The sequence below is a fragment of the Serratia sp. 3ACOL1 genome, assembly GCF_003668775.1.
Lineage (GTDB): Bacteria > Pseudomonadota > Gammaproteobacteria > Enterobacterales > Enterobacteriaceae > Chania > Chania fonticola.
Map to the genome: position 1 here is coordinate 825449 of NZ_CP033055.1, position 21703 is coordinate 847151.

Sequence of the window (21703 nt, forward strand, 5' to 3'; positions counted from 1 at the left end):
AAACCCCCCCATACCTGCCAAAATTTGCGCTCTGCTACGCAACCTTTCCTGCAAATGCCAAATAGCCAACCGATTGTTTACGAACTACTTTCCTGAGTAGCAACCTGCAACTGGCGGTTATCCGTCTGAGAAGTCACATTTGTTGCAGGATAAACTTGGCAAGGAGCGCGGAAATCAGGATCTCACTGGATAGGGCCGCCATCGCTTTGGTGATGGGGATGCTGCCAATACTGTTTTTGCCCCACTTACCGTCGTGGCTTTTATTGATGGGGCTAGCCGTTGCGGCTTTGTGGCTATGGCGATATAAACCGAATCCATGGCGTCAGGCACTGTGCTGCTGCCTACTGGGTTTTATTTACGCCACCGGCAGTGCCAGCCTGTTGATGCAACAAGTCGCAACGTTGACGACCAGCGGCGATAAAGCCGTGGTTGCTTCAGTGCGTAGCATTAGGCTGGACGGGGTTGAAACGCCACAGGTGCAACTGCGTATTGAGCAGGTTAGCGGGCGCTGGCTGGTGCCTGCACTGTCCTTTACGGCAAACTGGCGCGGTGAAAAGCCCTGTGCGGGGCAACGTTGGGCGATGAAGGTTCGCTTTCGCCCGGTACACAGCAGCCTGAATGAAGGGGGCTTTGACGGGCAGCGTTGGGCCATTGCTAATCGGCAACCGTTGCGTGGCTTTGTTCGTTCCGCAACGGCACTGGATAAGGGCTGCAACTGGCGCCAATTGATCGTCAAACAGAGGGATCGATCGCTCATATCGCTGACGCAACGTCCAGTGTTGCTGGCGCTGGCGTTTGGCGAACGGACGCTGATGAGTAATGAGCTGCGTGGGCAACTGATGAAAACCGGCGTGGCTCACCTGATGGCGATTTCTGGCCTGCATATTTCCCTGGCCGCCGCCTTTGCCTGGGGGCTGGCGCGTGGCGTGCAGTTTTTATTGCCCGCGCGCTACATTGGCTACCGTCTGCCGCTGATCGTCAGTTGGTTGATGGCGCTGTGCTATGTGTGGCTGGCAGGTGGGCAACCTCCGGCAATGAGGGCCTTTATTGCCTTGTCTCTATGGCTCTGGTTGCGCCTCAAAGGAGTTTCCTGCACTTCCTGGCAAATCTGGCTGTGGTGTATCAGCCTGCTGTTGCTGTGCGATCCTATGTCAGTGCTTTCGGACAGCTTCTGGCTCTCTGCTCTGGCGGTTGCGGCCTTAATCTTTTGGTTCGAATGGGCACCGTTGCCCAGGCGCTTCGGCACTTTTTGGGGGTGGGCACCTCTGCGTTGGCTACACATGCAACTAGGGATGACGCTGTTGCTGATGCCCCTACAATTTGGCCTGTTTCATGGCCTGAGCTGGACATCGTTACCCGCCAACCTTTGGGCGGTACCGATCGTTTCTTTGCTGTCGGTTCCGTTGATATTGTTGGCACTGATGCTGTTTTTTATTCCGCAGGTAAGCCACTGGTGTTGGCAATTGGCCGATCTTACCGTCAGTTGGGCCTTATGGCCGCTTCCCGGGCTCGAGCAAGGGTGGCTACAGGTTGGGGCTGCCTTGCTGCAATTTAGCGCCCTAGGGTGGTTAGCCGTGGTTTGCTGGCGTTTTCGCTGGTGGTATCACTTTCCTGTCAGTTGCGCCGTTGTGGTGCTAAGTTGCCTGTTCTGGCGGGAAAGATCGCCAGATTATCGCTGGCGGGTCGATATGCTTGACGTAGGGCACGGCCTGGCGGTGGTAATCGAGCGGGAAGGAAAGGCCGTCATCTTTGATACGGGTAACCGCTGGCAAGCCTCTAGCGCGGCAGAGCGCAACATTTTGCCATTCCTGCGCTGGCGGCAGATCTCGCTGGAGCAAATCGTTATCAGCCATAGCCATCTGGATCATATCGGCGGCTTGCCGATATTGGCCGCCGCATTTCCACAGGCCAGCGTGCGTACGCCGATCGTTAACGTAGGCCACCTGCCTTTCGTACAAGGGCAACGGTGGGTGTGGCGAGAGCTAAACTTTCAGGTGTTGTGGCCACCTGCACGGGTGGATTATGCCGCTAACGATGACTCCTGCGTAGTGCGCGTCGATGACGGCAAGTTCAGCCTGCTGCTGACGGGTGATATTGAACGCCGGGCCGAGCAGGCGTTGCTGAAACAACGTGCGAATTTACCTAGCACTATCCTTCAGGTGCCTCATCATGGCAGCAAGACATCTTCAACGCCGCCATTTTTGCGTGCAGTTGCCCCCGAGCTGGCGTTTGCCTCGGCATCCCGCTATAACGCTTGGCGGTTACCGGCAGCAAAAATAGTCAAACGCTATCGGGAAAATCACATTCCCTGGCGTGATACGGCCCGCTCAGGGCAGCTCAGCGTGTTTTTTTATCGTAATGATTGGCAAGTTAAAGGCTTTCGCGAACAACTAAATCCACGTTGGTATCATCAGCGGTTTGGCGTTGAGGGGGATAATGAGTAGAATGGGCCGCTATTTCTTCCGATGCTGGTATTTGCATGATGAATGATAAAGATCTGTCCACCTGGCAGACGTTCCGCCGCCTCTGGCCGATGATCACACCTTTTAAAACCGGGTTGGTGGTCGCCGCCATTGCGCTGGTTTTAAACGCAGCGGGGGATACGTTAATGCTGTCCCTGCTCAAACCGTTATTAGACGACTTTGGTAAAGCCGATAGCCGAGTCTTGCATTGGATGCCGCTGGTCGTGATTGGCCTGATGCTGATGCGTGGCATCACCAGCTATGTCTCCAGCTATTGTATTTCCTGGGTGTCTGGCATGGTGGTGATGCAGATGCGCCGTCGTCTGTTCGGCCATATGATGCGAATGCCGGTGGCCTTTTTTGACCAGCAATCGACAGGAACTCTGCTGTCACGTATTACCTACGACTCGGAACAGGTAGCTTCATCCTCTTCCAGCGCGTTGGTTACCGTGGTGCGTGAAGGGGCCTCGATCATCGGCCTGTTCATCATGATGTTTTATTACAGCTGGCAGCTCTCGCTGATCCTGATAGTACTGGCACCGATCGTCTCCTTCGCGATCCGCCTGGTCTCCAAACGTTTCCGCAATATCAGTAAAAATATGCAAAACACCATGGGGCAGGTGACGACCAGTGCAGAACAGATGCTGAAAGGGCATAAAGAAGTGCTGATCTTTGGTGGCCAACAGGTGGAAACCGAGCGCTTCAACACCGTCAGTAACCGCATGCGCCAGCAGGGGATGAAGCTGGTTTCGGCTTCTTCTATTGCCGATCCTATTATTCAGTTGATCGCCTCATTGGCATTGGCGTTTGTGCTGTTTGCAGCAAGCTTCCCTAGCGTGATGGATACTCTGACAGCCGGTACCATTACCGTGGTGTTCTCCGCCATGATTGCCTTGATGCGCCCACTGAAATCCTTGACCAACGTGAATGCCCAGTTCCAGCGCGGGATGGCGGCTTGCCAGACGTTGTTCTCGATCCTGGATTTGGAACAGGAAAAGGATACCGGTACTCGCCAGGTTGAACGTGCCAAAGGTGATATCGAATTCCGTAATGTGACCTTTGCCTATCCGGGGCGCGAGATCCCAGCGCTGCGTGATATCAATCTGAGTATTTCAGAAGGTAAAACGGTGGCGTTGGTTGGCCGTTCTGGTTCGGGTAAATCGACGATTGCCAACCTGTTGACGCGCTTCTACGACGTGCAGGAAGGGCAGATCCTGATGGATGGCCACGATCTGCGGGAATATACTCTGGCCTCGCTGCGCGATCAGGTTGCCCTGGTCTCACAGAACGTCCACCTGTTCAATGACACCATTGCCAACAACATTGCCTATGCTCGTGAAGAGCGCTACAGCCGTGAAGAGATTGAGAAAGCGGCGCGTATGGCCTATGCCACCGACTTCATTGATAAAATGGAGCAGGGTCTGGATACGGTGATCGGTGAGAACGGTGTGATGCTTTCCGGTGGTCAGCGTCAGCGTATTGCTATCGCTCGTGCCTTGCTGCGAGATTGCCCAATCCTGATCCTGGATGAAGCCACTTCCGCGCTGGATACCGAATCCGAGCGTGCGATCCAGGCGGCCTTGGACGAACTGCAGAAAAACCGTACCTCATTGGTGATTGCCCACCGTCTGTCGACTATCGAGAAAGCCGATGAGATCCTGGTGGTTGAAGATGGGCGTATCGTTGAACGTGGCCAGCATGCCGAGTTGATCGAGCAGAAAGGGGCTTACGCACAACTTCACCGCATGCAGTTTGGTCAGTAATGATAGAGCGCATCTGGTCCGGTAGTTCACTGGTTTACCTGCTGCTGTTGCCGCTCTCCTGGCTGTATGGCCTGGTGAGCGGCCTGATCCGCCTTAGCTACCGCTGTGGCTTGCGCAAGAGTTGGCGTGCGCCGGTGCCGGTGGTTATTGTGGGGAACCTCACTGCGGGTGGCAACGGTAAAACACCGATGGTGATCTGGTTGGTTGAACAGCTGCAACAGCGTGGCTACCGGGTCGGCGTGGTTTCCAGAGGTTACGGTGGCAAATCGGCGGTCTATCCGCTGGTGCTGGATGCTCAGACTACCACCCGGCAGGCCGGTGATGAACCCGTGCTGATCTATCAGCGTACCGGGGCGCCGGTGGCTATTTCGCCAAAGCGCGCCGAAGCGGTGCAAGCCTTGTTGAATCAGGGCGAGCTTGATTTGATCATCACCGACGATGGCCTCCAGCACTACGCTTTACAGCGTGATTTTGAACTGGTGGTGATCGATGGAGTTCGTCGCTTCGGCAATGGCTGGTGGCTGCCCGCTGGTCCAATGCGTGAGCGTGTATCCCGCTTAAAGACGGTGGATGCCTGTGTGGCAAATGGCGGAGTTGCCCAGCCGGGGGAAATCGCCATGAAGCTTCAGGCGCAGGATGCGGTGAATATCGCCAGCGGTGAACGCCGCCCGGCGATCGAATTGCCCCACGTGGTGGCGATGGCAGGGATCGGACATCCCCCAAGGTTTTTCGCCACGCTAGAAAAGTTGGGAGTTGAGGTCGAGCGCGAGGTGGCCTTTGCCGATCACCAGGAATACAACCACGGGCAGTTAGCCTCATTGGCGAGCCAAGGCCAAACGCTGCTGATGACCGAGAAGGATGCGGTGAAATGCCGTGCCTTTGCCCAGCCTGACTGGTGGTATTTACCGGTTGAAGCGATACTTCCCACCGAGCAGGCCGAGCAACTGTTGCAAGGGATCCAGAAGTTAATCAAATAATCTAAGCTTCCAAAGCGTGCAAGCCCAAGGCTTGCGCGCAAGCTTGCAGTGAGCGCTGCTGCGTTTGCTGATAAAGCGCCAATTCATCAATCACGCCTGCCCCTAATGCCTGTTCAAACGCCGTACGGCTTGATGACGCCGCGTATTGCACATGGCGGCTCCCCCCCAGATTAGACTGAAAAATTCCGGCGGCGCTGACCGGCAGGAAATCCTCATACACCAACGGCTGGAAGCGGATGTAGTCCAGTGCGATGAGCTGTTCGAGCGTGCTGTTCTGCTCAACGGTGTCTTTCGCTGCCAGCCCGCATTCGGTAGGGAAATAGCGGAACCAGGCTAATTGCTGCACGCGTAGTGCATCGTAATCATCCGGGAAGGCCTGGAAATGTTCAGCCAGCAGTTGGTAATAGCGTGGAGCATTATCTTCCGTAGCCGGAACCTGTAATGCATCCTGGGCGGCCTGCAGTAGGCGATCGTAAAGCGCTCGCCCTTTGGCGGTCAGGGCGACTCCCCGTTGCTCAATCTCACCGAAACGCGCGGTATGATGGCCCACAACCTGATGACCGTCGGGTTCGATAAACAGGACTTGTTCCTCTAACGCTTTGAAACTGGTCTGGCGTAACAGAATAGGGCAGTGGCGCGTAGGTGGGCCCTCGATCACTGCTTTGGGCGGGATCCCGCGTTCTGGCATTGCCGCCTGTACCCGATCGATATCCAGCGTTCTTGGCGTCAGATGGTTGATATGTGGCCCTTTGAAGGCGACGATATCGGCGATCAGGCGATGTTGATTGTGCAACTGTTGATACTCACTAGCGCTGACGGTGGCCAAACGGTGCCAACGGAAGGTTTCGAGCGCCTGGGCAACGAATTCTTGCGCCTGTTCGGCATCCAGCCCGCCCTGAACTTCATGTAACGCTATCAGCTCCAAAACCCGCTCGGTAAAAATGCAGCGGCGATCCAGCAGCCGTTGTGCCAGCTCGCGTAGCGCCACATTCTCAATCAGTTCCAGCCGTAGCAACGAAGTAAAGATGCGAAACGGGCTGACTTGCAGATCGGCTTCATGTACGGCACGAAAGGCGGTGGAGTGGACGGGGACGCCAGCAGCGGTGAGATCGTAATAACCCACCGCAGACATGCCCATGACGGTAAACAGTCGTCGTAAAGTCTGCAATTCAGCTGCCGTGCCGACGCGGATAGCGCCGTGGCGTTCCATCGATAATCGACCGATTTCACCGGTAATCTGTAACCCATGTGCCAAGGCTGAATCTTTACTCAGCACCTCCCGATTGGTTTCAGCGACCAGTTCGATCAAGTCACCGTACAGTGGCACCTCTTGTTGATACATGGCCGACATTGCCAGGGAAAATTTGGCGCGAATGTCATTCGGCGAGACGAAGTGCTGGTCGATCATACTGCTAGCTCCTTAGCTCAATAAAATCTGAAAAATGCGGTTTAGGCCGCCAATAGTGCTGGCCAGATGACACCTCACCGTGTTTTTGACTCAAGTCTAGTCAGTTGGTTCGTGATTTGTTATCGATTGGCTAACGATATTAGTGTTTTATGCGTTGGCTCTCATTTGCAGGCATCACCCCAAGTGGCGGGTGATGAGCGAGATGCTCCTTCGATGAGCTAAAAATATGAGGAATTTAAACTATAAAAATCAGTATAATAGGGATGTTATGGGCGGATGTAGCTAAAAAGTGTGATAAACCTCTTGTCTTGATGATGAGTTTATGAGTAAATGCATACCGGCCTGTGATGCAGCGCTATTTATGTACGAGTATAGATTAAGTAGTTCCTCCCAAGACGTTATCATCTGATTCCGCTTCAAAGACGAACCTTCTAAGTACCTCCCATAAGTAATGATTCTGAAAAACGGCCAAATTGCCATAGGGCAGGTTTTTGTAAATATTTAAAAGGTAATAGTAATGTCTAAGAAGACTGGTCAGGTTAAGTGGTTCAACGAAAGTAAAGGTTTTGGTTTCATTGAACAACAAGATGGCGGCAAAGATGTATTCGTACACTTCTCTGCAATCATGACCGAAGGTTTCAAGACTCTGGCAGAAGGCCAGCGTGTTGAGTATACCATTCAGGACAGCCCGCGCGGGCCGGCTGCCGCCAACGTTGTTGCTCTGTAAGTTTACAGGGAATAGCGTATAGAGAGCTTAATACAACCATAATGACGCGTTTATGCTGAGTTATGCGGAAGATATTAAGTTCAAACAGCCCGCCGTAGTGCGGGTTTTTTAATTTTTGCTCACGAGAGGTTTGTTACGAGAAACTTTAGGATGGGCTGGTAGCGTCCACACAATAACAAAAATAACGTTGTGAAGGATGCTCAAGTGAAAGGATATAAAATATGTTTAAGAATACAATGCTAAAAATGGGCCAAGTGAAATGGTTTGATCAGGCTCAAGGCTATGGTGTTATTTCACCGGTCGATGGTAGTGACGAAATTTATGTTAGCCGCCGTGCTATCGCCAATACCAAGAACAAGTCATTAAACGAAGGTCAGAACGTCGAGTTCTCGATTTATCGTAGCTCTCACGGGCTGTCAGCGGCAGACGTTATCGCGTTCTGACCCAAACTTTCCTCGCCAGTGCCGGTGCCGCCACCCCATGCACTGGCGAAGAAAATTTCTCCAGGATCCTCTATCATCAGGCCATTGCTCAATGACCCTTGGATATCAGGATGCCAATCCCCGTTATTTCGCTTTCCTCTGCCCGCGCGCTTCATCTTGCCGCTCAAGGGCTGCTATCCCCAATCAAACGCCAAGCTTGCCCCGATGATGTGATTACCGCCATCGATCGTATGGGGTTGCTGCAAATTGACACCATCAGCGTGGTGGCCCGCAGCCCTTACCTGGTGCTGTTCAGTCGCCTGGGCGATTATCGGCCAGAATGGCTGGAACAGGCTTTGGCTAGCCGCAAACTGTTCGAGTACTGGGCGCACGAAGCCTGCTTTCTTCCCATCGATGACTTTGGTCTGTTACGCCACCGCATGCTGCAACCGCAGGGGATGGGATGGAAATACTCGCAGGAATGGGTGCAACAGCACCAGCAGGCTATCGATGAACTGCTACAGCATATCGCGGTGCAGGGGCCGGTGCGTTCGGCCGATTTTAGCGCCGAAAAGAAAGGCGCAAACGGCTGGTGGGATTGGAAGCCGGAAAAGCGTCATCTGGAAATTCTGTTTACCTCTGGCAAGTTGATGGTGGCTGAACGCCGTAATTTTCACCGTGTCTACGATCTCACCGAACGTTTATTGCCGCAGTGGGATGATGATGTGCATGCCTTATCTCAGGCGACAGCGCAGCAACAGATGCTCACCCGCAGTTGCCGTTATCTCGGCGTGTTTAAAGCCGAATGGCTGGCAGATTATTACCGCTTGAAACGCGTCGCCCCCAAACCGTTGTTGGCGACGTTATTACAGCAGGGAGAGATCTCCCAGATCGCTATCGACGGGCTGGAAGGGGAATTTTATGTCCATCAGTCGCTGGCGGCCGAGTTGGCGCTGGCAGAACAAGGGAAGTTGAAATCCGCGGTAACCTGCCTGCTGTCTCCTTTTGATCCGGTGGTGTGGGATCGGCGGCGTGCGCTGGAACTGTTCAACTTTGACTATCGGCTGGAATGCTACACGCCAAAAGAAAAACGCCAGTACGGCTATTTCACCTTGCCGCTGTTACAGCGGGGCGAACTGATTGGCCGGGTAGATGCGAAAATGCACCGCAAGCAGGGCGTGTTTGAAGTGATCAGTTTCCATCTTGAATCTGGGGTCAAGCTGGGTAAGCAGCGTTGTCAGGATATTCGTCAGGCAATCACCCGTACGGCGAAATGGCACGGGGCGCAGCAGATTTCGCTGGGCGATGTTCCGGCGCTGTTGGCCGCAGAGTGGGGGCAGGGCTGGGAAGTAGAATAACTAACGCTCCTCGCCCTAAGCTTTGTTAGTTGCTGTAGTTGGCAAACAGCGCGATGATTTTATGAAGACGTTTGATCATTTGCAGGCTCTCATTTTTTTGTGATGTAAATCACAAAAAATTCTACGCCTGCGAATGGAGTGATTCAACCCCCGCAGAAAAATTTCCCGTTCGGCAACCGTCTGAGCAAATCAGGCGGTGATTAACCGGCCCTATGGCGTTATGCTATCCTCACGCACTTTCCCTAGTTAGCATATCTTCCCCTGGAGGAAGCATGGATCACCGTTTACTCGAAATCATTGCCTGCCCGGTTTGCAACGGTAAGCTCTATTTCAACAAAGAACATCAGGAACTGGTCTGCAAGCTGGACGGCCTGGCCTACCCACTGCGTGATGGTATTCCGGTATTGCTGGAAAACGAAGCGCGCACCATCCCACTGGACGAGAAACACGCATGAGTTTTATCGCTATCATCCCGGCGCGTTACGCGTCCACCCGCTTGCCGGGTAAACCGTTGGCGGATATCCACGGTAAGCCGATGGTGGTGCATGTGATGGAACGAGCCCGTGAATCAGGGGCTTCCCGCGTGATTGTCGCCACCGATCACCCAGAGGTGGCCAAAGCGGTCGAGGCTGCCGGCGGTGAAGTTTGCATGACCAGCCCGGACCACCATTCCGGCACCGAACGCCTGGCGGAAGTGATCGATAAATGTGGTTTTGCCGATGATGAAATCATTGTCAATGTGCAAGGCGATGAGCCGATGATCCCGCCGGTTATCGTGCGTCAGGTGGCAGAAAACCTGGCGGCCAGCAGCGCAGGAATGGCCACGCTGGCGGTGCCGATCGAAACCGCAGAAGAAGCCTTCAACCCGAATGCGGTCAAGGTGGTGATGGATGCGCAAGGCTATGCGCTCTATTTCTCACGCGCCACCATCCCTTGGGATCGCGAGCGTTTTGCTCAGTCAAAAGAGACTATTGGCAATAGCCTGCTGCGGCATATCGGCATTTACGCCTACCGTGCTGGTTTTGTCCGCCGCTATGTCAGTTGGCAACCAAGCCAACTGGAACAGATTGAACTGCTGGAGCAGCTGCGTGTGCTGTGGTACGGCGAAAAGATCCACGTCGCGGTGGCACAGGCCATTCCGAGCGTCGGTGTCGATACTCCAGAAGACCTGCAACGAGTGCGAGACAGCATCAAGCGTTGAGTCGTCTATTGGCCGGGGACCCCGGCCATCTCAATTCCCTGATTTCCCCCTTTTATTGATCTGCATTGAAGAATTTCTCCGCTCACCGTTCAATGATGACAGGTGCTTATCCTTAATCTGGAGGGGGTCGTCCCATGGAGCAGCTGCGTGCCGAATTGAGTATTGTGCTGGGAGAGTCCGTCGGTCGTCTGGAACGCGTCAGCGAACAGCCTTATGCCCATCTGTATTCACTGTACGATCGCCAGGATCATGCGATCCCGTTGATGGCGAAAAGCTTTGTCTGTGAGGGCATTGCCCAGCAGGAAGCTTACAAACTATCTATGTTGGCGCGTGAAGGGGATATTCGTCTGCCAACGGTGTTTGGCGTGGTCTACACCCGACAAGCGCCCTACAAAGAGATTTTGCTGATAGAACGCCTGCGCGGCGTATCGGTCGAGGCGCCAACCCGGACTTTGGCCCGCTGGGAAGCCTTGATGGACCAGATTGTCGACGGCATGCTGGCCTGGCACCGAATCGACAGCCACGGCTGCGTGGGTACGGTAGACAGCACGCAGGAAAATGATTGGTGCAGTTGGTACCAGCAGCGTATCGAGGTGCTTTGGTCAACTCTGGGTAATATGAACTCGCCGCTGTTAAGCATGGCAGATCGCCGTCTGCTGTACCGCACGCGCGAAATGCTGATAGACTTCTTTGCCGATTTTGACGACCCTTGCGTGTTGGTGCACGGCAATCTGGGGTTGCGCAGCATGTTGAAAGATGCCAAAACAGACCAACTGCTGGCGATGCTCAACCCTGGCATGATGCTGTGGGCGCCACGGGAATATGAGCTGTTCAGGCTTTGCGAGGCGGGGATGCCGGATCAACTGCTGTTCCACTATCTACAGCGTGCCCCGGTGGCAGAGTCTTTCCTGTCTCGTCGTTGGCTGTATGTGGTATGGGAAGCGGTAGCCAGGATGATCCATACCGGCAAGCTGGATCGCCCGGCGTTCGATCAGGCCGCGCAACAGCTACGGCCCTGGCTGGCTCACTAATCGCTGCTGGCCTCACCGTCACCTTTTAGCTGCTGCCACAGGCTGCCCAGCGTTTCGTATGCCGCCCGTTCGCTGTGCCCAAGGAACATCGCGGAAGGCATCACCCGATCCCAGATATTCAGCGGTGAGGTAATGGCCAGTTGATTGGCCGGAGCCGGGACTGGGTGTAGGCCCTGGGCCTCAAAGAAGCGCATGGCACGCGGCAGGTGATTGGCGGAGGTCACCAGCGCAAACGGCTGTTTCCCCACCAATTTGGCGACTTCTACGGCTTCCTGTTCAGTATCCCGCGGGCGATCCACCAGTACGATGTCGCTGGCAGGTACGCCCAGGCTTTCCGCCACCAGTGCTGCGGTGGCCGCGCTGCTTTGCGTTTTCGCGCCTTTTCCACCGGTAAAGACCATCTTGCTACCTGGGTGCGACAGGTATAGCCTGACGCCTTCGGTCACCCGTGGCAGGCTGTTATTGAGCAGGTTAGAGCTAGGGGCCCAGTCTGGGTTATAGGTATAACCACCGCCCAGCACCACGATATAATCAATCGGGCCGTTGCCTCTATAGGTCGGGTAACTGGATTCTAACGGCTTCAACAGGCGATCGGCGACCGGTTGCAGGCTGAGCAACAGCAACAGCAGCCAGCTCAGGCTTAACATGACTTTGCCGCTTTTCTGCCAACGGGTAAACCACAGCAGCAATAATGCCAGCCCCATTAACAACAGCAGGGCGGGTAGAGGCATCATCAGGCCGCCAATAAATTTTTTTAAGTTAAATAACATCAAAAATCAGGTCCTTTTGGGCGAAAAAACGACATCTGGCCGCATTCATGCTGCAAGAAGATTTATTCTAAGCCAGTCTGTGCCAAAATAGCAGGTTTGAATGGGCAGGCGCTTTGCCGTCGGCCAAGATAAAATCAGCGGAGCCGTTGTCCATGCAGGATCGCAATTTTGACGATATTGCCGAGAAGTTTGCGCGTAATATTTACGGCACCACCAAGGGGAAAATCCGTCAGGCGGTGGTCTGGCAGGATCTGACCACGCTGCTGGCCCAGTTGCCACAGCGGCCGCTGCGTATTCTGGATGCCGGTGGAGGCGAAGGCCATATGGCCTGCCAACTGGCAGAATTAGGACATCAGGTCTTGTTGTGCGATCTTTCTGGTGAGATGATCCAACGCGCTGCGTTGCTGGCCGAGCAGAAAGGTGTGAGCCAGAACATGCAATTCATACAAAGTTCGGCGCAAGAGATTGGTCAGCATTTGGCACAACCGGTCGATCTGATATTGTTCCATGCGGTTTTGGAGTGGATCGCCGAACCACAGGTGGCATTACAGGCGTTGTTTGATTGCCTGGTGCCCGGCGGCGCACTGTCACTGATGTTCTTTAATGCCAACGGTTTGTTGATGCGTAATGTGGTGTTGGGCAATTTCCAACTGGTGGATCCCGAGGTCAGGCGGCGTCGCAAGCGCTCGCTGTCGCCGCAGTATCCGCACAGCCCACCGCTGGTCTACGGCTGGTTGGAGCAGATGGGCATGCAGATTTCAGGCAAAACCGGCGTGAGGGTTTTCCATGATTATCTGCAAAGCAGGCAGCTACAGACCCAAAAATTTGAAGAGTTACTGGCGCTTGAACAGCTTTATTGTCGGCAAGAGCCTTACGTGAGTTTGGGGCGCTATATTCACGTCTCGGCGCATAAACCGAACCTGAAGGACGAACTATGAGTGAATTTTCCCAGACAGTACCCGAACTGGTCGCCTGGGCACGGAAAAATGATTTCTCTATTTCGCTCCCCACTGAGCGTCTTGCGTTTTTGCTGGCTATTGCCACGTTAAATGGTGAGCGGCTGGACGGCGAGATGAGCGAAGGTGAGCTGGTTGATGCATTTCGCCATGTCAGCAAAGGGTTTGAACAGACGCATGAAACGGTGGCGATACGCGCCAACAATGCGATTAACGACATGGTGCGCCAGCGCCTGTTGAACCGTTTTACCAGCGAGTTGGCGGACGGCAATGCCATCTATCGCCTGACTCCGCTGGGCATTGGTATTACCGATTACTATATTCGCCAGCGTGAGTTTTCGACCCTGCGCCTTTCCATGCAGTTGTCGATTGTGGCGGAAGAGTTAAAGCGTGCCGCAGACGCTGCCGAAGAGGGCGGCGATGATTTCCATTGGCACCGCAACGTCTTTGCTCCGCTGAAATACTCGGTAGCGGAGATCTTCGACAGTATCGATCTGACCCAGCGCCTGATGGATGAACAGCAGCAGAGCGTGAAAACCGATATTGCGGCGCTGCTCAACCAGGATTGGCGTGCGGCGATCTCCAGCTGTGAAATGCTGCTGTCGGAAACCTCCGGTACCTTGCGTGAACTTCAGGATACGCTGGAGGCCGCAGGTGATAAACTCCAGGCCAACCTGCTGCGCATTCAGGACGCCACGTTGGGTGAGATGGAGCTGGGCTTTGTCGATAAGCTGGTGTTTGATTTGCAAAGCAAGCTGGATCGCATCATCAGTTGGGGCCAACAGGCGATTGACCTGTGGATCGGCTATGACCGCCACGTGCACAAGTTTATCCGTACCGCCATCGATATGGATAAAAACCGCGTGTTCGCCCAACGCCTGCGCCAATCGGTACAAAACTACTTCGATAACCCTTGGACGCTGACCCATGCCAACGCCGATCGTCTGCTCGATATGCGAGACGAAGAGCTGGCGTTGCGCAGTGAAGAGGTCACCGGGGAGCTGCCGCCAGATCTGGAATATGAAGAGTTCAGCGAAATTCGCGAACAGCTGGCAGCAATGATCGAACAGGCACTGAAGGTTTACCAGGAACAAAAAATGCCGCTCGATTTAGGGGCTGTGATGCGCGATTATCTGGCGCAATATCCGCGTGTGCGTCACTTTGACGTTGCCCGCATAGTGGTCGACCAGGCAGTGCGCCTTGGTGTGGCTGAAGCTGATTTTTCAGGGTTGCCCGCGCAGTGGCAGGCAATCAATGATTACGGAGCCAAGGTACAGGCCCATGTCATCGACAAATATTGAACAAGTAATGCCAGTCAAACTGGCCAAGGCATTGTCTAACACGCTGTTTCCGGCGTTGGACAGCCAATTGCGCGCAGGTCGTCACATCGGTATCGATGAATTGGACAACCACGCATTCCTCATGGATTTTCAAGACGAGCTGGAAGAGTTTTATACCCGTTACAGCGTCGAGCTGATCAGGGCGCCGGAAGGATTCTTCTATTTGCGCCCGCGTTCGACCACGCTCATTCCACGCTCGGTGCTTTCCGAGTTGGACATGATGGTCGGCAAGATCCTGTGCTACCTCTACCTGAGCCCCGAGCGCCTGGCGCATGAAGGCATTTTCAGCCAGCAGGAACTGTACGATGAGCTGCTGAGCCTGGCAGATGAGAGCAAACTGCTGAAGTTCGTCAACCAGCGCTCCACCGGTTCGGATCTCGATCGTCAGAAGCTGCATGAAAAGGTGCGTTCTTCGCTCAATCGCCTGCGCCGTCTGGGCATGGTGTATTTCATGGGCAATGACAACAGCAAATTCCGCATTACCGAGGCGGTGTTCCGCTTCGGTGCCGATGTGCGTAGCGGTGACGACCCGCGCGAAGCCCAGTTGCGGATGATCCGCGACGGTGAGGCGATGCCGGTTGAAAACAGCCTGTCACTGAACGATGACGTTGATGCGGAAGATGCGCAGGCAGAAGCCACCCCGGACAGTGCAGAGGATGAACAGGAATGATTGAACGCGGTAAATTTCGCTCACTGACGCTGGTTAACTGGAACGGTTTCTTTGCCCGAACCTTTGATCTCGATGAGCTGGTCACCACGCTTTCGGGCGGTAACGGGGCCGGTAAGTCCACCACCATGGCGGCCTTCGTCACGGCGTTGATCCCGGATCTGACGCTGCTGCACTTTCGTAACACTACCGAAGCCGGTGCCACCAGCGGTTCACGCGATAAAGGCCTGCACGGTAAATTGCGTGCCGGTGTCTGCTACTCAACGCTGGACGTAGTCAACTCACGCCACCAGCGTGTGGTGGTCGGAGTTCGTCTGCAACAGGTTGCGGGGCGCGATCGTAAGGTCGATATCAAACCTTTCACCATTCAGGGCCTGCCAACGGCGGTGCAACCGACTGAACTGCTGACCGAGACCGTGGGTGAGCGTCAGGCTCGAGTACTCTCGTTGCAGGAACTGAAAGAGCGTGTTGAAGAGATGGAAGGGGTGCAGTTCAAGCAGTTCAACTCCATCACCGATTACCACGCCCTGATGTTTGATCTGGGGGTGCTCCCCAAGCGTCTGCGCACTTCCTCCGACCGCAGCAAGTTCTATCGCCTGATCGAAGCCTCGCTGTACGGCGGGATTTCCAGCGCCATCACCCGTTCTCTGCGTGATTACCTGCTGCCGGAAAACGGCGGCGTGCGTAAAGCGTTCCAGGATATGGAAGCCGCACTGCGCGAGAACCGCATGACGTTGGAAGCGATTCGCGTCACCCAGTCGGACCGCGATCTGTTCAAGCATCTAATCTCCGAAGCGACCTCGTACGTTGCAGCAGACTACATGCGCCACGCTAATGAACGGCGTATCCATCTGGATGGAGCGCTGGTATTACGCAACGAGTTGCTGAGCAGCCGTAAACAGCTGGCCGCCGAGCAGTTCCGCCATGTTGAAATGGCTCGTGAGCTGGCTGAGCAAAGCGGTGCTGAATCCGATCTGGAAACCGATTATCAGGCCGCCAGCGATCACCTCAATCTGGTGCAGACCGCAATGCGCCAGCAGGAAAAGATCGAACGCTATGAAGGCGATCTGGAAGAGCTGACCTACCGTCTGGAAGAGCAGAATGAGGTTGTCGCCGAAGCGAGCGAACAGCAGGCGGAAAACGAAGCGCGTGCCGAAGCCGCAGAGCTGGAGGTGGATGAGCTGAAAAGCCAGCTCGCCGATTACCAGCAGGCGTTGGACGTGCAACAAACCCGCGCCATTCAATATCAGCAGGCACTCCAGGCGCTTGAGCGCGCCCGTGCGCTGTGTCAGGTGCCGGAACTGACCGCCGAAAATGCCGAAGAGTGGCTGGATACCTTCCAGGCGCGTGAGCAGGAAGCGACAGAATCCCTGTTGCAGTTGGAACAAAAGTTAAGCGTGGCGGATGCCGCTCACAGCCAGTTCGAGCAGGCCTACCAGTTGGTGGGTAAAATTGCGGGCGAAGTCAGCCGCAGTGAAGCCTGGCAAACCGCGCGTGAGCTATTGCGTGACTGGCCTTCGCAGCAGCATCAGGCCGAGCGTGTGCAGCCGTTGCGGATGCGTTTGAGCGAGTTGGAGCAACGCTTGCGCTCGCAGCAGGATGCCGAACGTCTGTTGCAGGAGTTCTGTAAACGTCACGGGCAGACTTATCAACCGGATGAACTTGACGCCTTGCAGCAAGAGCTGGAAGAGCGTTTGGAATCGTTGTCGCAAAGCGTCAGCGAGGCCGGTGAGCGCCGGATGGAAATGCGCCAGGAGCTGGAGCAGATCCAGCAGCGCATCAAAGAGCTGACCGCCAGAGCACCGATTTGGCTGGCCGCGCAGGATTCACTGACCCAGCTCAGCGAGCAGAGCGGTGAAGCCTTCGAAGATGGTCAGCAGGTTACCGAATACATGCAGCAACTGCTGGAGCGCGAACGCGAAACCACGGTTGAACGTGATGAAGTGGCCAGCCGTAAGCGCGAAATCGAAGCGCAGGTTGAACGCCTCAGCCAGCCGAGCGGGGCAGAAGATCAGCGTCTGGTAACGCTGGCGGAGCGCTTTGGCGGCGTGCTGCTGTCAGAAATCTATGACGATGTCACCATTGACGATGCCCCGTACTTCTCCGCGCTGTACGGTCCATCGCGCCACGCTATTGTGGTACCGGATCTGTCGCTGGTGCGCGAGATGCTGGAAGGGTTGGAAGACTGCCCGGAAGATCTCTACCTGATCGAAGGGGATCCGCAGTCGTTTGACGACAGCGTGTTCGCCGTCGAAGAACAAGAAAAAGCGGTGGTGGTGAAAATCGCCGATCGCCAGTGGCGTTACTCCCGCTACCCGGAAGTCCCGCTGTTTGGCCGTGCTGCTCGGGAAAATCGCCTGGAAGTGCTGTACGCAGAGCGTGACTCATTGGCCGAACGCTACGCTACCTTGTCATTTGACGTGCAGAAAACCCAGCGTTCTCATCAGGCGTTCAGCCGCTTTATCGGTTCGCACCTCGCCGTGGCGTTTGACGCAGATCCTGAAGCGGATATCCGTGCTCTGAACAGCCGCCGTGGTGAAATTGAGCGTGCGCTGAATAACCACGAAGCGCAGAACCAACAGCAGCGTCAGCAATACGATCAGGCCAAAGAGGGCATTTCCGCACTCAACCGCCTGATGCCGCTGGTCTCACTGCTGAATGATGAAACCTTGCAGGATCGTGTCGAAGAGATCCGCGAGGAAATGGAAGAGGCGCAGGATGCTGCGCGCTATATCCAACAGCACGGCGTTTCCTTGGCCAAGCTGGAGCCTATGTTATCGGTGCTGCAAAGCGATCCGGAACAGCATGAGCAACTACAGCAGGACTATGTGCAGGCCCAGGCCACCCAACGCCAGGCTAAACAGCAAGCCTTTGCCCTGACGGAAGTGGTACAGCGCCGCGCGCACTTCAGCTATACCGATTCTGCCGGTATGCAGAATGCCGATAACGATCTCAACGATAAACTGCGTCAACGCCTGGAACATGCGGAAGCGGAACGTACCCGCGCCCGCGAGCAACTGCGCCAGTATCAGACCCAGTTTACGCAATACAGCCAGGTGCTGGCCTCGCTGAAAAGCTCTTATGACGCTAAACGCGACATGCTTAAAGAGCTGAGCCAGGAACTGGTGGACATTGGTGTGCAAGCCGATGCCAATGCCGAAGCCCGCGCGCGGCAGCGTCGGGACGAATTACATGCCTCGCTGAGTAATAACCGTAACCGCCGCAACCAGTTGGAGAAACAACTGACCTTCTGCGAAGCGGAAATGGACAGCCTGCAAAAGAGACTGCGCAAGCTGGAGCGTGATTATTACCAACTGCGTGAGCAAGTGGTGACCGCCAAGGCGGGCTGGTGTGCCGTGATGCGTCTGGTGAAAGACAACGGGGTTGAACGCCGTCTGCACCGTCGTGAACTGGCCTATATGGACGGTGACGAGCTGCGTTCGATGTCGGATAAGGCATTGGGTGCGCTGCGTCTGGCGGTGGCGGATAACGAACATCTGCGTGATGTGCTGCGCCTGTCGGAAGATCCGAAACGGCCAGAGCGCAAGATCCAGTTCTTTATCGCGGTCTATCAGCATCTGCGCGAGCGTATCCGTCAGGATATTATCCGCACTGACGATCCGGTCGAAGCTATCGAACAGATGGAGATCGAACTGGGCCGTCTGACCGAAGAGCTGACCGCGCGCGAACAGAAACTGGCGATCAGTTCGAAGAGCGTGGCGAACATTATCCGCAAGACTATTCAGCGCGAGCAGAACCGTATCCGGATGCTTAACCAGGGGCTGCAAGCGGTTTCCTTCGGTCAGGTGAAGAGCGTGCGGTTGAACGTCAACGTACGGGAAGCGCATGCCACCTTGCTGGATGTGCTCTCTGAGCAGCAGGAACAGCATCAGGATCTGTTTAACAGCAACCGTCTGACCTTCTCGGAAGCGTTGGCCAAGCTGTATCAGCGCCTGAACCCGCAGATCGATATGGGCCAGCGCACGCCACAAACCATCGGTGAAGAGCTGCTGGATTACCGTAACTATCTGGAGCTGGAAGTGGAAGTCTTCCGTGGCTCCGACGGCTGGCTGCGTGCGGAAAGTGGCGCGTTGTCTACCGGGGAAGCGATCGGTACCGGCATGTCAATTCTGGTCATGGTGGTGCAGAGCTGGGAAGAGGAATCACGCCGCCTGCGGGGTAAAGATATTTCACCTTGCCGCCTGCTGTTCCTTGATGAAGCCGCGCGTCTGGATGCCAAATCTATCGCCACGCTGTTTGAGCTGTGCGATCGTCTGGAGATGCAGTTGATTATCGCCGCGCCAGAAAACATCAGCCCGGAAAAAGGGACCACCTATAAACTGGTGCGTAAAGTGTTCCAGAACCATGAGCACGTGCACGTGGTTGGCCTGCGTGGGTTCGCCAGCGAACAACCTGCTTTAGACTCTGTGTCGGAATAAACGTCACAAAGCTAAAAAAGTGCACTATAAATCTGAAAATAGCCGCCTGAAGGTGGCTATTTTTTTGCATGACGAGGATGATAGGCGTGTTTTTTTGCCGGTGGTAAGCTGGGATGAAACGGTTATTTACGGCGCTGAGAGCAAAAGCGCCGTTCTGTTTGTATACTGAAACTAATAATAGTCCGTGCGGTATTTTTGTGAGCCTACAGGGGGCAAGGGATGTTGCTTAAAAATGGAAACTCAGTACGACGTCTGGCATTGAGTTGCGCAATAGCGTGTGGTTTTGCCGTGTCGTTTTCCGCATGGGCAACTGTACCGGCGTTACCGGTGGCGTCATCGTCATCGGGAATGTCCGTGGCACAAAGTCGTGCCGAACTGCTGGCGGCATTGCCGAAAAGCGTTGTGCCGTATTATCTCTCCACGTTGGCACCGCTGTACGCCGCCAACCAGATGCAACCTATGTGGCAAGATCGGGAAGCGGTACAGCAATTTCAACAGCAACTGGCTGAGTTGGCCATTTCTGGCGTACAGCCGCAGTTTACTCAATGGGTAAAACTGCTGACCGATCCGCTCATCACCGATATGGCACGTGATATTGTGCTGTCGGATGCGATGCTGGGTTATTTGCAGTTTGTCTCCTCAATCGGGGCCAACGGCAACAACTGGCTGTACAGCAATGTTCCTTACAAGCTGAAGGAGCCAGCGAATACGGTGATCAACCAGTGGCAGCTCTCGATACATCAGGGCAAAACGCTGGCGTATATTAATTCGTTGGCCCCGCAGCATCCGCAGTACGCCAAAATGCATTTGGCGCTGCGCGAAATGCTGGCGGCTGGGCGCCCGTGGCCACAAATGACCAATGGTGCAAGCCTGCGTCCAGGTCAGCTCAGCGACGATATTCCCGCACTGCGCGATATTCTGGCGCGTACCGGAATGCTAATCGCCACTCCGGCGGTAGCATCTGCTTCGCCTGAGCCTCAAGTCACCAACGCCAGCGCGACGACCCCGGCGGCGGATGACGATCTGTCGGTGGATGAAGAGAAGGATCGTGCTACCGCAGGGGCTGTCGTTAGCCCGGGCGCGGCATCGATCAAAGATCTTGCTCCCTCTCCAGAAGCAACCGCGCAGGTACAACCTGCCAGTCCGGTTTCGGTAACGGATAATCGTTACACCGAAGATCTGGTGGAAGGGGTCAAACGCTTCCAAACCTGGCAAGGGCTGACGCCTGATGGCGTCATCGGTGCCCGGACGCGTGAATGGCTGAACGTTTCGCCGCAAACTCGTGCTTCACTGCTGGCGTTGAATATCCAGCGCCTGCGCATTCTGCCAGGGCACGTTGATACCGGCATTATGGTCAACATCCCGAACTACTCGCTCACCTACTATCTGAATGGTAATGAAGTGTTATCTTCGCGGGTGATTGTTGGCCGTCCGAGCCGCAAAACGCCATTGATGAGCAGCGCGCTGAATAACGTGGTGGTCAACCCGCCGTGGAACGTGCCAACCAAGCTGATCCGTGAAGATATCGTGCCCAAGGCCATGCATGATGCCAGCTACTTCCAGAAACACGGCTACCGTGTATTCTCTGGCTGGAGCAACGATGCGCAAGTGATCGATCCGGCAATGATTGACTGGAGTGTGGTTTCACCACGCAACTTCCCTTACCGCATCCAGCAGGCACCGGGGAGCAGCAACTCGTTAGGGCGTTTCAAATTCAACATGCCGAGCTCGGATGCCATCTATCTGCATGACACTCCGAACCACGGTCTGTTCCAGAAGGATATCCGGGCGTTAAGCTCTGGCTGTGTGCGCGTTAACAAGGCTTCCGATTTGGCCAATATGTTGTTGCAGGATGCGGGTTGGAACAACGCGCGTGTTTCTTCCACGCTGAAAGGCGGCAATACGACGTATGTGAACATCCGCCAGAACATCCCGGTGCAGCTGTATTACCTGACGGCCTGGGTCTCTGATGATGGTAAGCCACAGTTCCGCACAGATATTTACAATTATGATGCGACAGTGAGATCGGGTGCACAAATTTTGGCTCAGGCCGAAAAATTGATGCAATAAATGCAGTAATTCTAGATAAATAACGGTCTGAATGTCTGGCCAGTAGCAGGCTCTGTTTTTTGTGAGCACTGGTAAACCACAGCGTATCGCGGGTTGACTCCGAATACGCTGG

16 protein-coding genes are annotated in these 21703 nt (G+C 54.9%); 14 read left to right on the top strand and 2 right to left on the bottom strand.

Annotation, left to right across the window (positions count from 1 at the left end):
* The first annotated feature begins 212 nt into the window (after nt 1–212).
* The 3 genes from D9980_RS03870 to lpxK are packed head-to-tail and all read left to right on the top strand — an operon-like array spanning nt 213 to nt 5202.
* Nucleotides 213–2444, top strand: coding sequence for a ComEC family protein (locus D9980_RS03870; protein WP_162304341.1), 2232 nt, complete (start codon nt 213–215; stop codon nt 2442–2444).
* A 35-nt stretch (nt 2445–2479) separates the two neighbouring features.
* On the top strand, nt 2480–4225 hold the full coding sequence (msbA, locus tag D9980_RS03875) for a lipid A ABC transporter ATP-binding protein/permease MsbA (RefSeq protein WP_021804917.1): 1746 nt from the start codon (nt 2480–2482) through the stop codon (nt 4223–4225).
* Nucleotides 4225–5202, top strand: coding sequence for a tetraacyldisaccharide 4'-kinase (gene lpxK / locus D9980_RS03880; RefSeq protein ID WP_121606469.1), 978 nt, complete (start codon nt 4225–4227; stop codon nt 5200–5202). Before msbA ends, lpxK begins: the two co-directional genes overlap by 1 nt.
* Nucleotide 5203: 1 nt before the next feature.
* Here the strand turns inward: lpxK and D9980_RS03885 are convergent, their stop codons facing one another.
* Nucleotides 5204–6610 (bottom strand): VOC family protein, encoded by a 1407-nt coding sequence (locus D9980_RS03885; protein ID WP_121606470.1) that lies wholly within the window; start codon nt 6608–6610, stop codon nt 5204–5206.
* Between the two features lie 517 nt (nt 6611–7127).
* Here D9980_RS03885 and D9980_RS03890 point away from each other — a divergent pair.
* From D9980_RS03890 to D9980_RS03915, 6 genes are all read left to right on the top strand, one after another.
* The gene (locus D9980_RS03890) at nt 7128–7337 is read left to right on the top strand and encodes a cold shock domain-containing protein (protein WP_021804914.1); all 210 of its coding nucleotides are present in this window, start codon (nt 7128–7130) and stop codon (nt 7335–7337) included.
* A gap of 221 nt (nt 7338–7558) precedes the next feature.
* Nucleotides 7559–7780 (top strand): cold-shock protein, encoded by a 222-nt coding sequence (locus tag D9980_RS03895; protein ID WP_021804913.1) that lies wholly within the window; start codon nt 7559–7561, stop codon nt 7778–7780.
* 110 nt (nt 7781–7890) lie between these two features.
* Nucleotides 7891–9117, top strand: coding sequence for a winged helix-turn-helix domain-containing protein (locus tag D9980_RS03900; protein ID WP_121606471.1), 1227 nt, complete (start codon nt 7891–7893; stop codon nt 9115–9117).
* Between the two features lie 272 nt (nt 9118–9389).
* Entirely contained in the window at nt 9390–9572 is a 183-nt protein-coding gene (locus D9980_RS03905; RefSeq protein WP_021804911.1) for a Trm112 family protein, read from the top strand.
* Nucleotides 9569–10318: a 3-deoxy-manno-octulosonate cytidylyltransferase gene (kdsB, locus tag D9980_RS03910; RefSeq protein ID WP_121606472.1), complete on the top strand. Its 750-nt coding sequence runs from the start codon at nt 9569–9571 to the stop codon at nt 10316–10318. Before D9980_RS03905 ends, kdsB begins: the two co-directional genes overlap by 4 nt.
* Before the next feature lie 134 nt (nt 10319–10452).
* Entirely contained in the window at nt 10453–11349 is an 897-nt protein-coding gene (locus D9980_RS03915; RefSeq protein WP_059200397.1) for a YcbJ family phosphotransferase, read from the top strand.
* Here the strand turns inward: D9980_RS03915 and elyC are convergent.
* On the bottom strand, nt 11346–12119 hold the full coding sequence (gene elyC / locus D9980_RS03920; RefSeq protein ID WP_121606473.1) for an envelope biogenesis factor ElyC: 774 nt from the start codon (nt 12117–12119) through the stop codon (nt 11346–11348). The two genes, D9980_RS03915 and elyC, sit on opposite strands and share 4 nt — an antisense overlap.
* 152 nt (nt 12120–12271) lie before the next feature.
* Between elyC and cmoM the strand changes: the two genes are divergently transcribed.
* The 5 genes from cmoM to ldtD all read left to right on the top strand — a co-directional run bounded on the left by cmoM (nt 12272) and on the right by ldtD (nt 21591).
* A complete protein-coding gene (cmoM, locus tag D9980_RS03925) occupies nt 12272–13057 on the top strand; it encodes a tRNA uridine 5-oxyacetic acid(34) methyltransferase CmoM (protein WP_024484594.1) in 786 nt (261 codons plus the stop codon).
* Nucleotides 13054–14376 (top strand): chromosome partition protein MukF, encoded by a 1323-nt coding sequence (gene mukF, locus D9980_RS03930; RefSeq protein ID WP_024484593.1) that lies wholly within the window; start codon nt 13054–13056, stop codon nt 14374–14376. The genes cmoM and mukF overlap by 4 nt, the downstream gene beginning before the upstream one ends.
* The gene (gene mukE / locus D9980_RS03935; protein WP_024484592.1) at nt 14357–15085 is read left to right on the top strand and encodes a chromosome partition protein MukE; all 729 of its coding nucleotides are present in this window, start codon (nt 14357–14359) and stop codon (nt 15083–15085) included. Before mukF ends, mukE begins: the two co-directional genes overlap by 20 nt.
* Nucleotides 15082–19521: a chromosome partition protein MukB gene (mukB, locus tag D9980_RS03940; RefSeq protein WP_121606474.1), complete on the top strand. Its 4440-nt coding sequence runs from the start codon at nt 15082–15084 to the stop codon at nt 19519–19521. The genes mukE and mukB overlap by 4 nt, the downstream gene beginning before the upstream one ends.
* Nucleotides 19522–19740: 219 nt before the next feature.
* Nucleotides 19741–21591 (top strand): L,D-transpeptidase, encoded by a 1851-nt coding sequence (gene ldtD, locus D9980_RS03945; protein WP_121606475.1) that lies wholly within the window; start codon nt 19741–19743, stop codon nt 21589–21591.
* Nucleotides 21592–21703 lie beyond the last annotated feature (112 nt).

Coding starts and splice junctions, on each gene's coding strand:
- D9980_RS03870 (WP_162304341.1), top strand. CDS start 213: ATGGGGATGCTGCCAATACTGTTTTTGCCCCACTTACCGTCGTGGCTT.
- msbA (WP_021804917.1), top strand. CDS start 2,480: ATGATGAATGATAAAGATCTGTCCACCTGGCAGACGTTCCGCCGCCTC.
- lpxK (WP_121606469.1), top strand. CDS start 4,225: ATGATAGAGCGCATCTGGTCCGGTAGTTCACTGGTTTACCTGCTGCTG.
- D9980_RS03885 (WP_121606470.1), bottom strand. CDS start 6,610: ATGATCGACCAGCACTTCGTCTCGCCGAATGACATTCGCGCCAAATTT.
- D9980_RS03890 (WP_021804914.1), top strand. CDS start 7,128: ATGTCTAAGAAGACTGGTCAGGTTAAGTGGTTCAACGAAAGTAAAGGT.
- D9980_RS03895 (WP_021804913.1), top strand. CDS start 7,559: ATGTTTAAGAATACAATGCTAAAAATGGGCCAAGTGAAATGGTTTGAT.
- D9980_RS03900 (WP_121606471.1), top strand. CDS start 7,891: ATGCCAATCCCCGTTATTTCGCTTTCCTCTGCCCGCGCGCTTCATCTT.
- D9980_RS03905 (WP_021804911.1), top strand. CDS start 9,390: ATGGATCACCGTTTACTCGAAATCATTGCCTGCCCGGTTTGCAACGGT.
- kdsB (WP_121606472.1), top strand. CDS start 9,569: ATGAGTTTTATCGCTATCATCCCGGCGCGTTACGCGTCCACCCGCTTG.
- D9980_RS03915 (WP_059200397.1), top strand. CDS start 10,453: ATGGAGCAGCTGCGTGCCGAATTGAGTATTGTGCTGGGAGAGTCCGTC.
- elyC (WP_121606473.1), bottom strand. CDS start 12,119: ATGTTATTTAACTTAAAAAAATTTATTGGCGGCCTGATGATGCCTCTA.
- cmoM (WP_024484594.1), top strand. CDS start 12,272: ATGCAGGATCGCAATTTTGACGATATTGCCGAGAAGTTTGCGCGTAAT.
- mukF (WP_024484593.1), top strand. CDS start 13,054: ATGAGTGAATTTTCCCAGACAGTACCCGAACTGGTCGCCTGGGCACGG.
- mukE (WP_024484592.1), top strand. CDS start 14,357: ATGTCATCGACAAATATTGAACAAGTAATGCCAGTCAAACTGGCCAAG.
- mukB (WP_121606474.1), top strand. CDS start 15,082: ATGATTGAACGCGGTAAATTTCGCTCACTGACGCTGGTTAACTGGAAC.
- ldtD (WP_121606475.1), top strand. CDS start 19,741: ATGTTGCTTAAAAATGGAAACTCAGTACGACGTCTGGCATTGAGTTGC.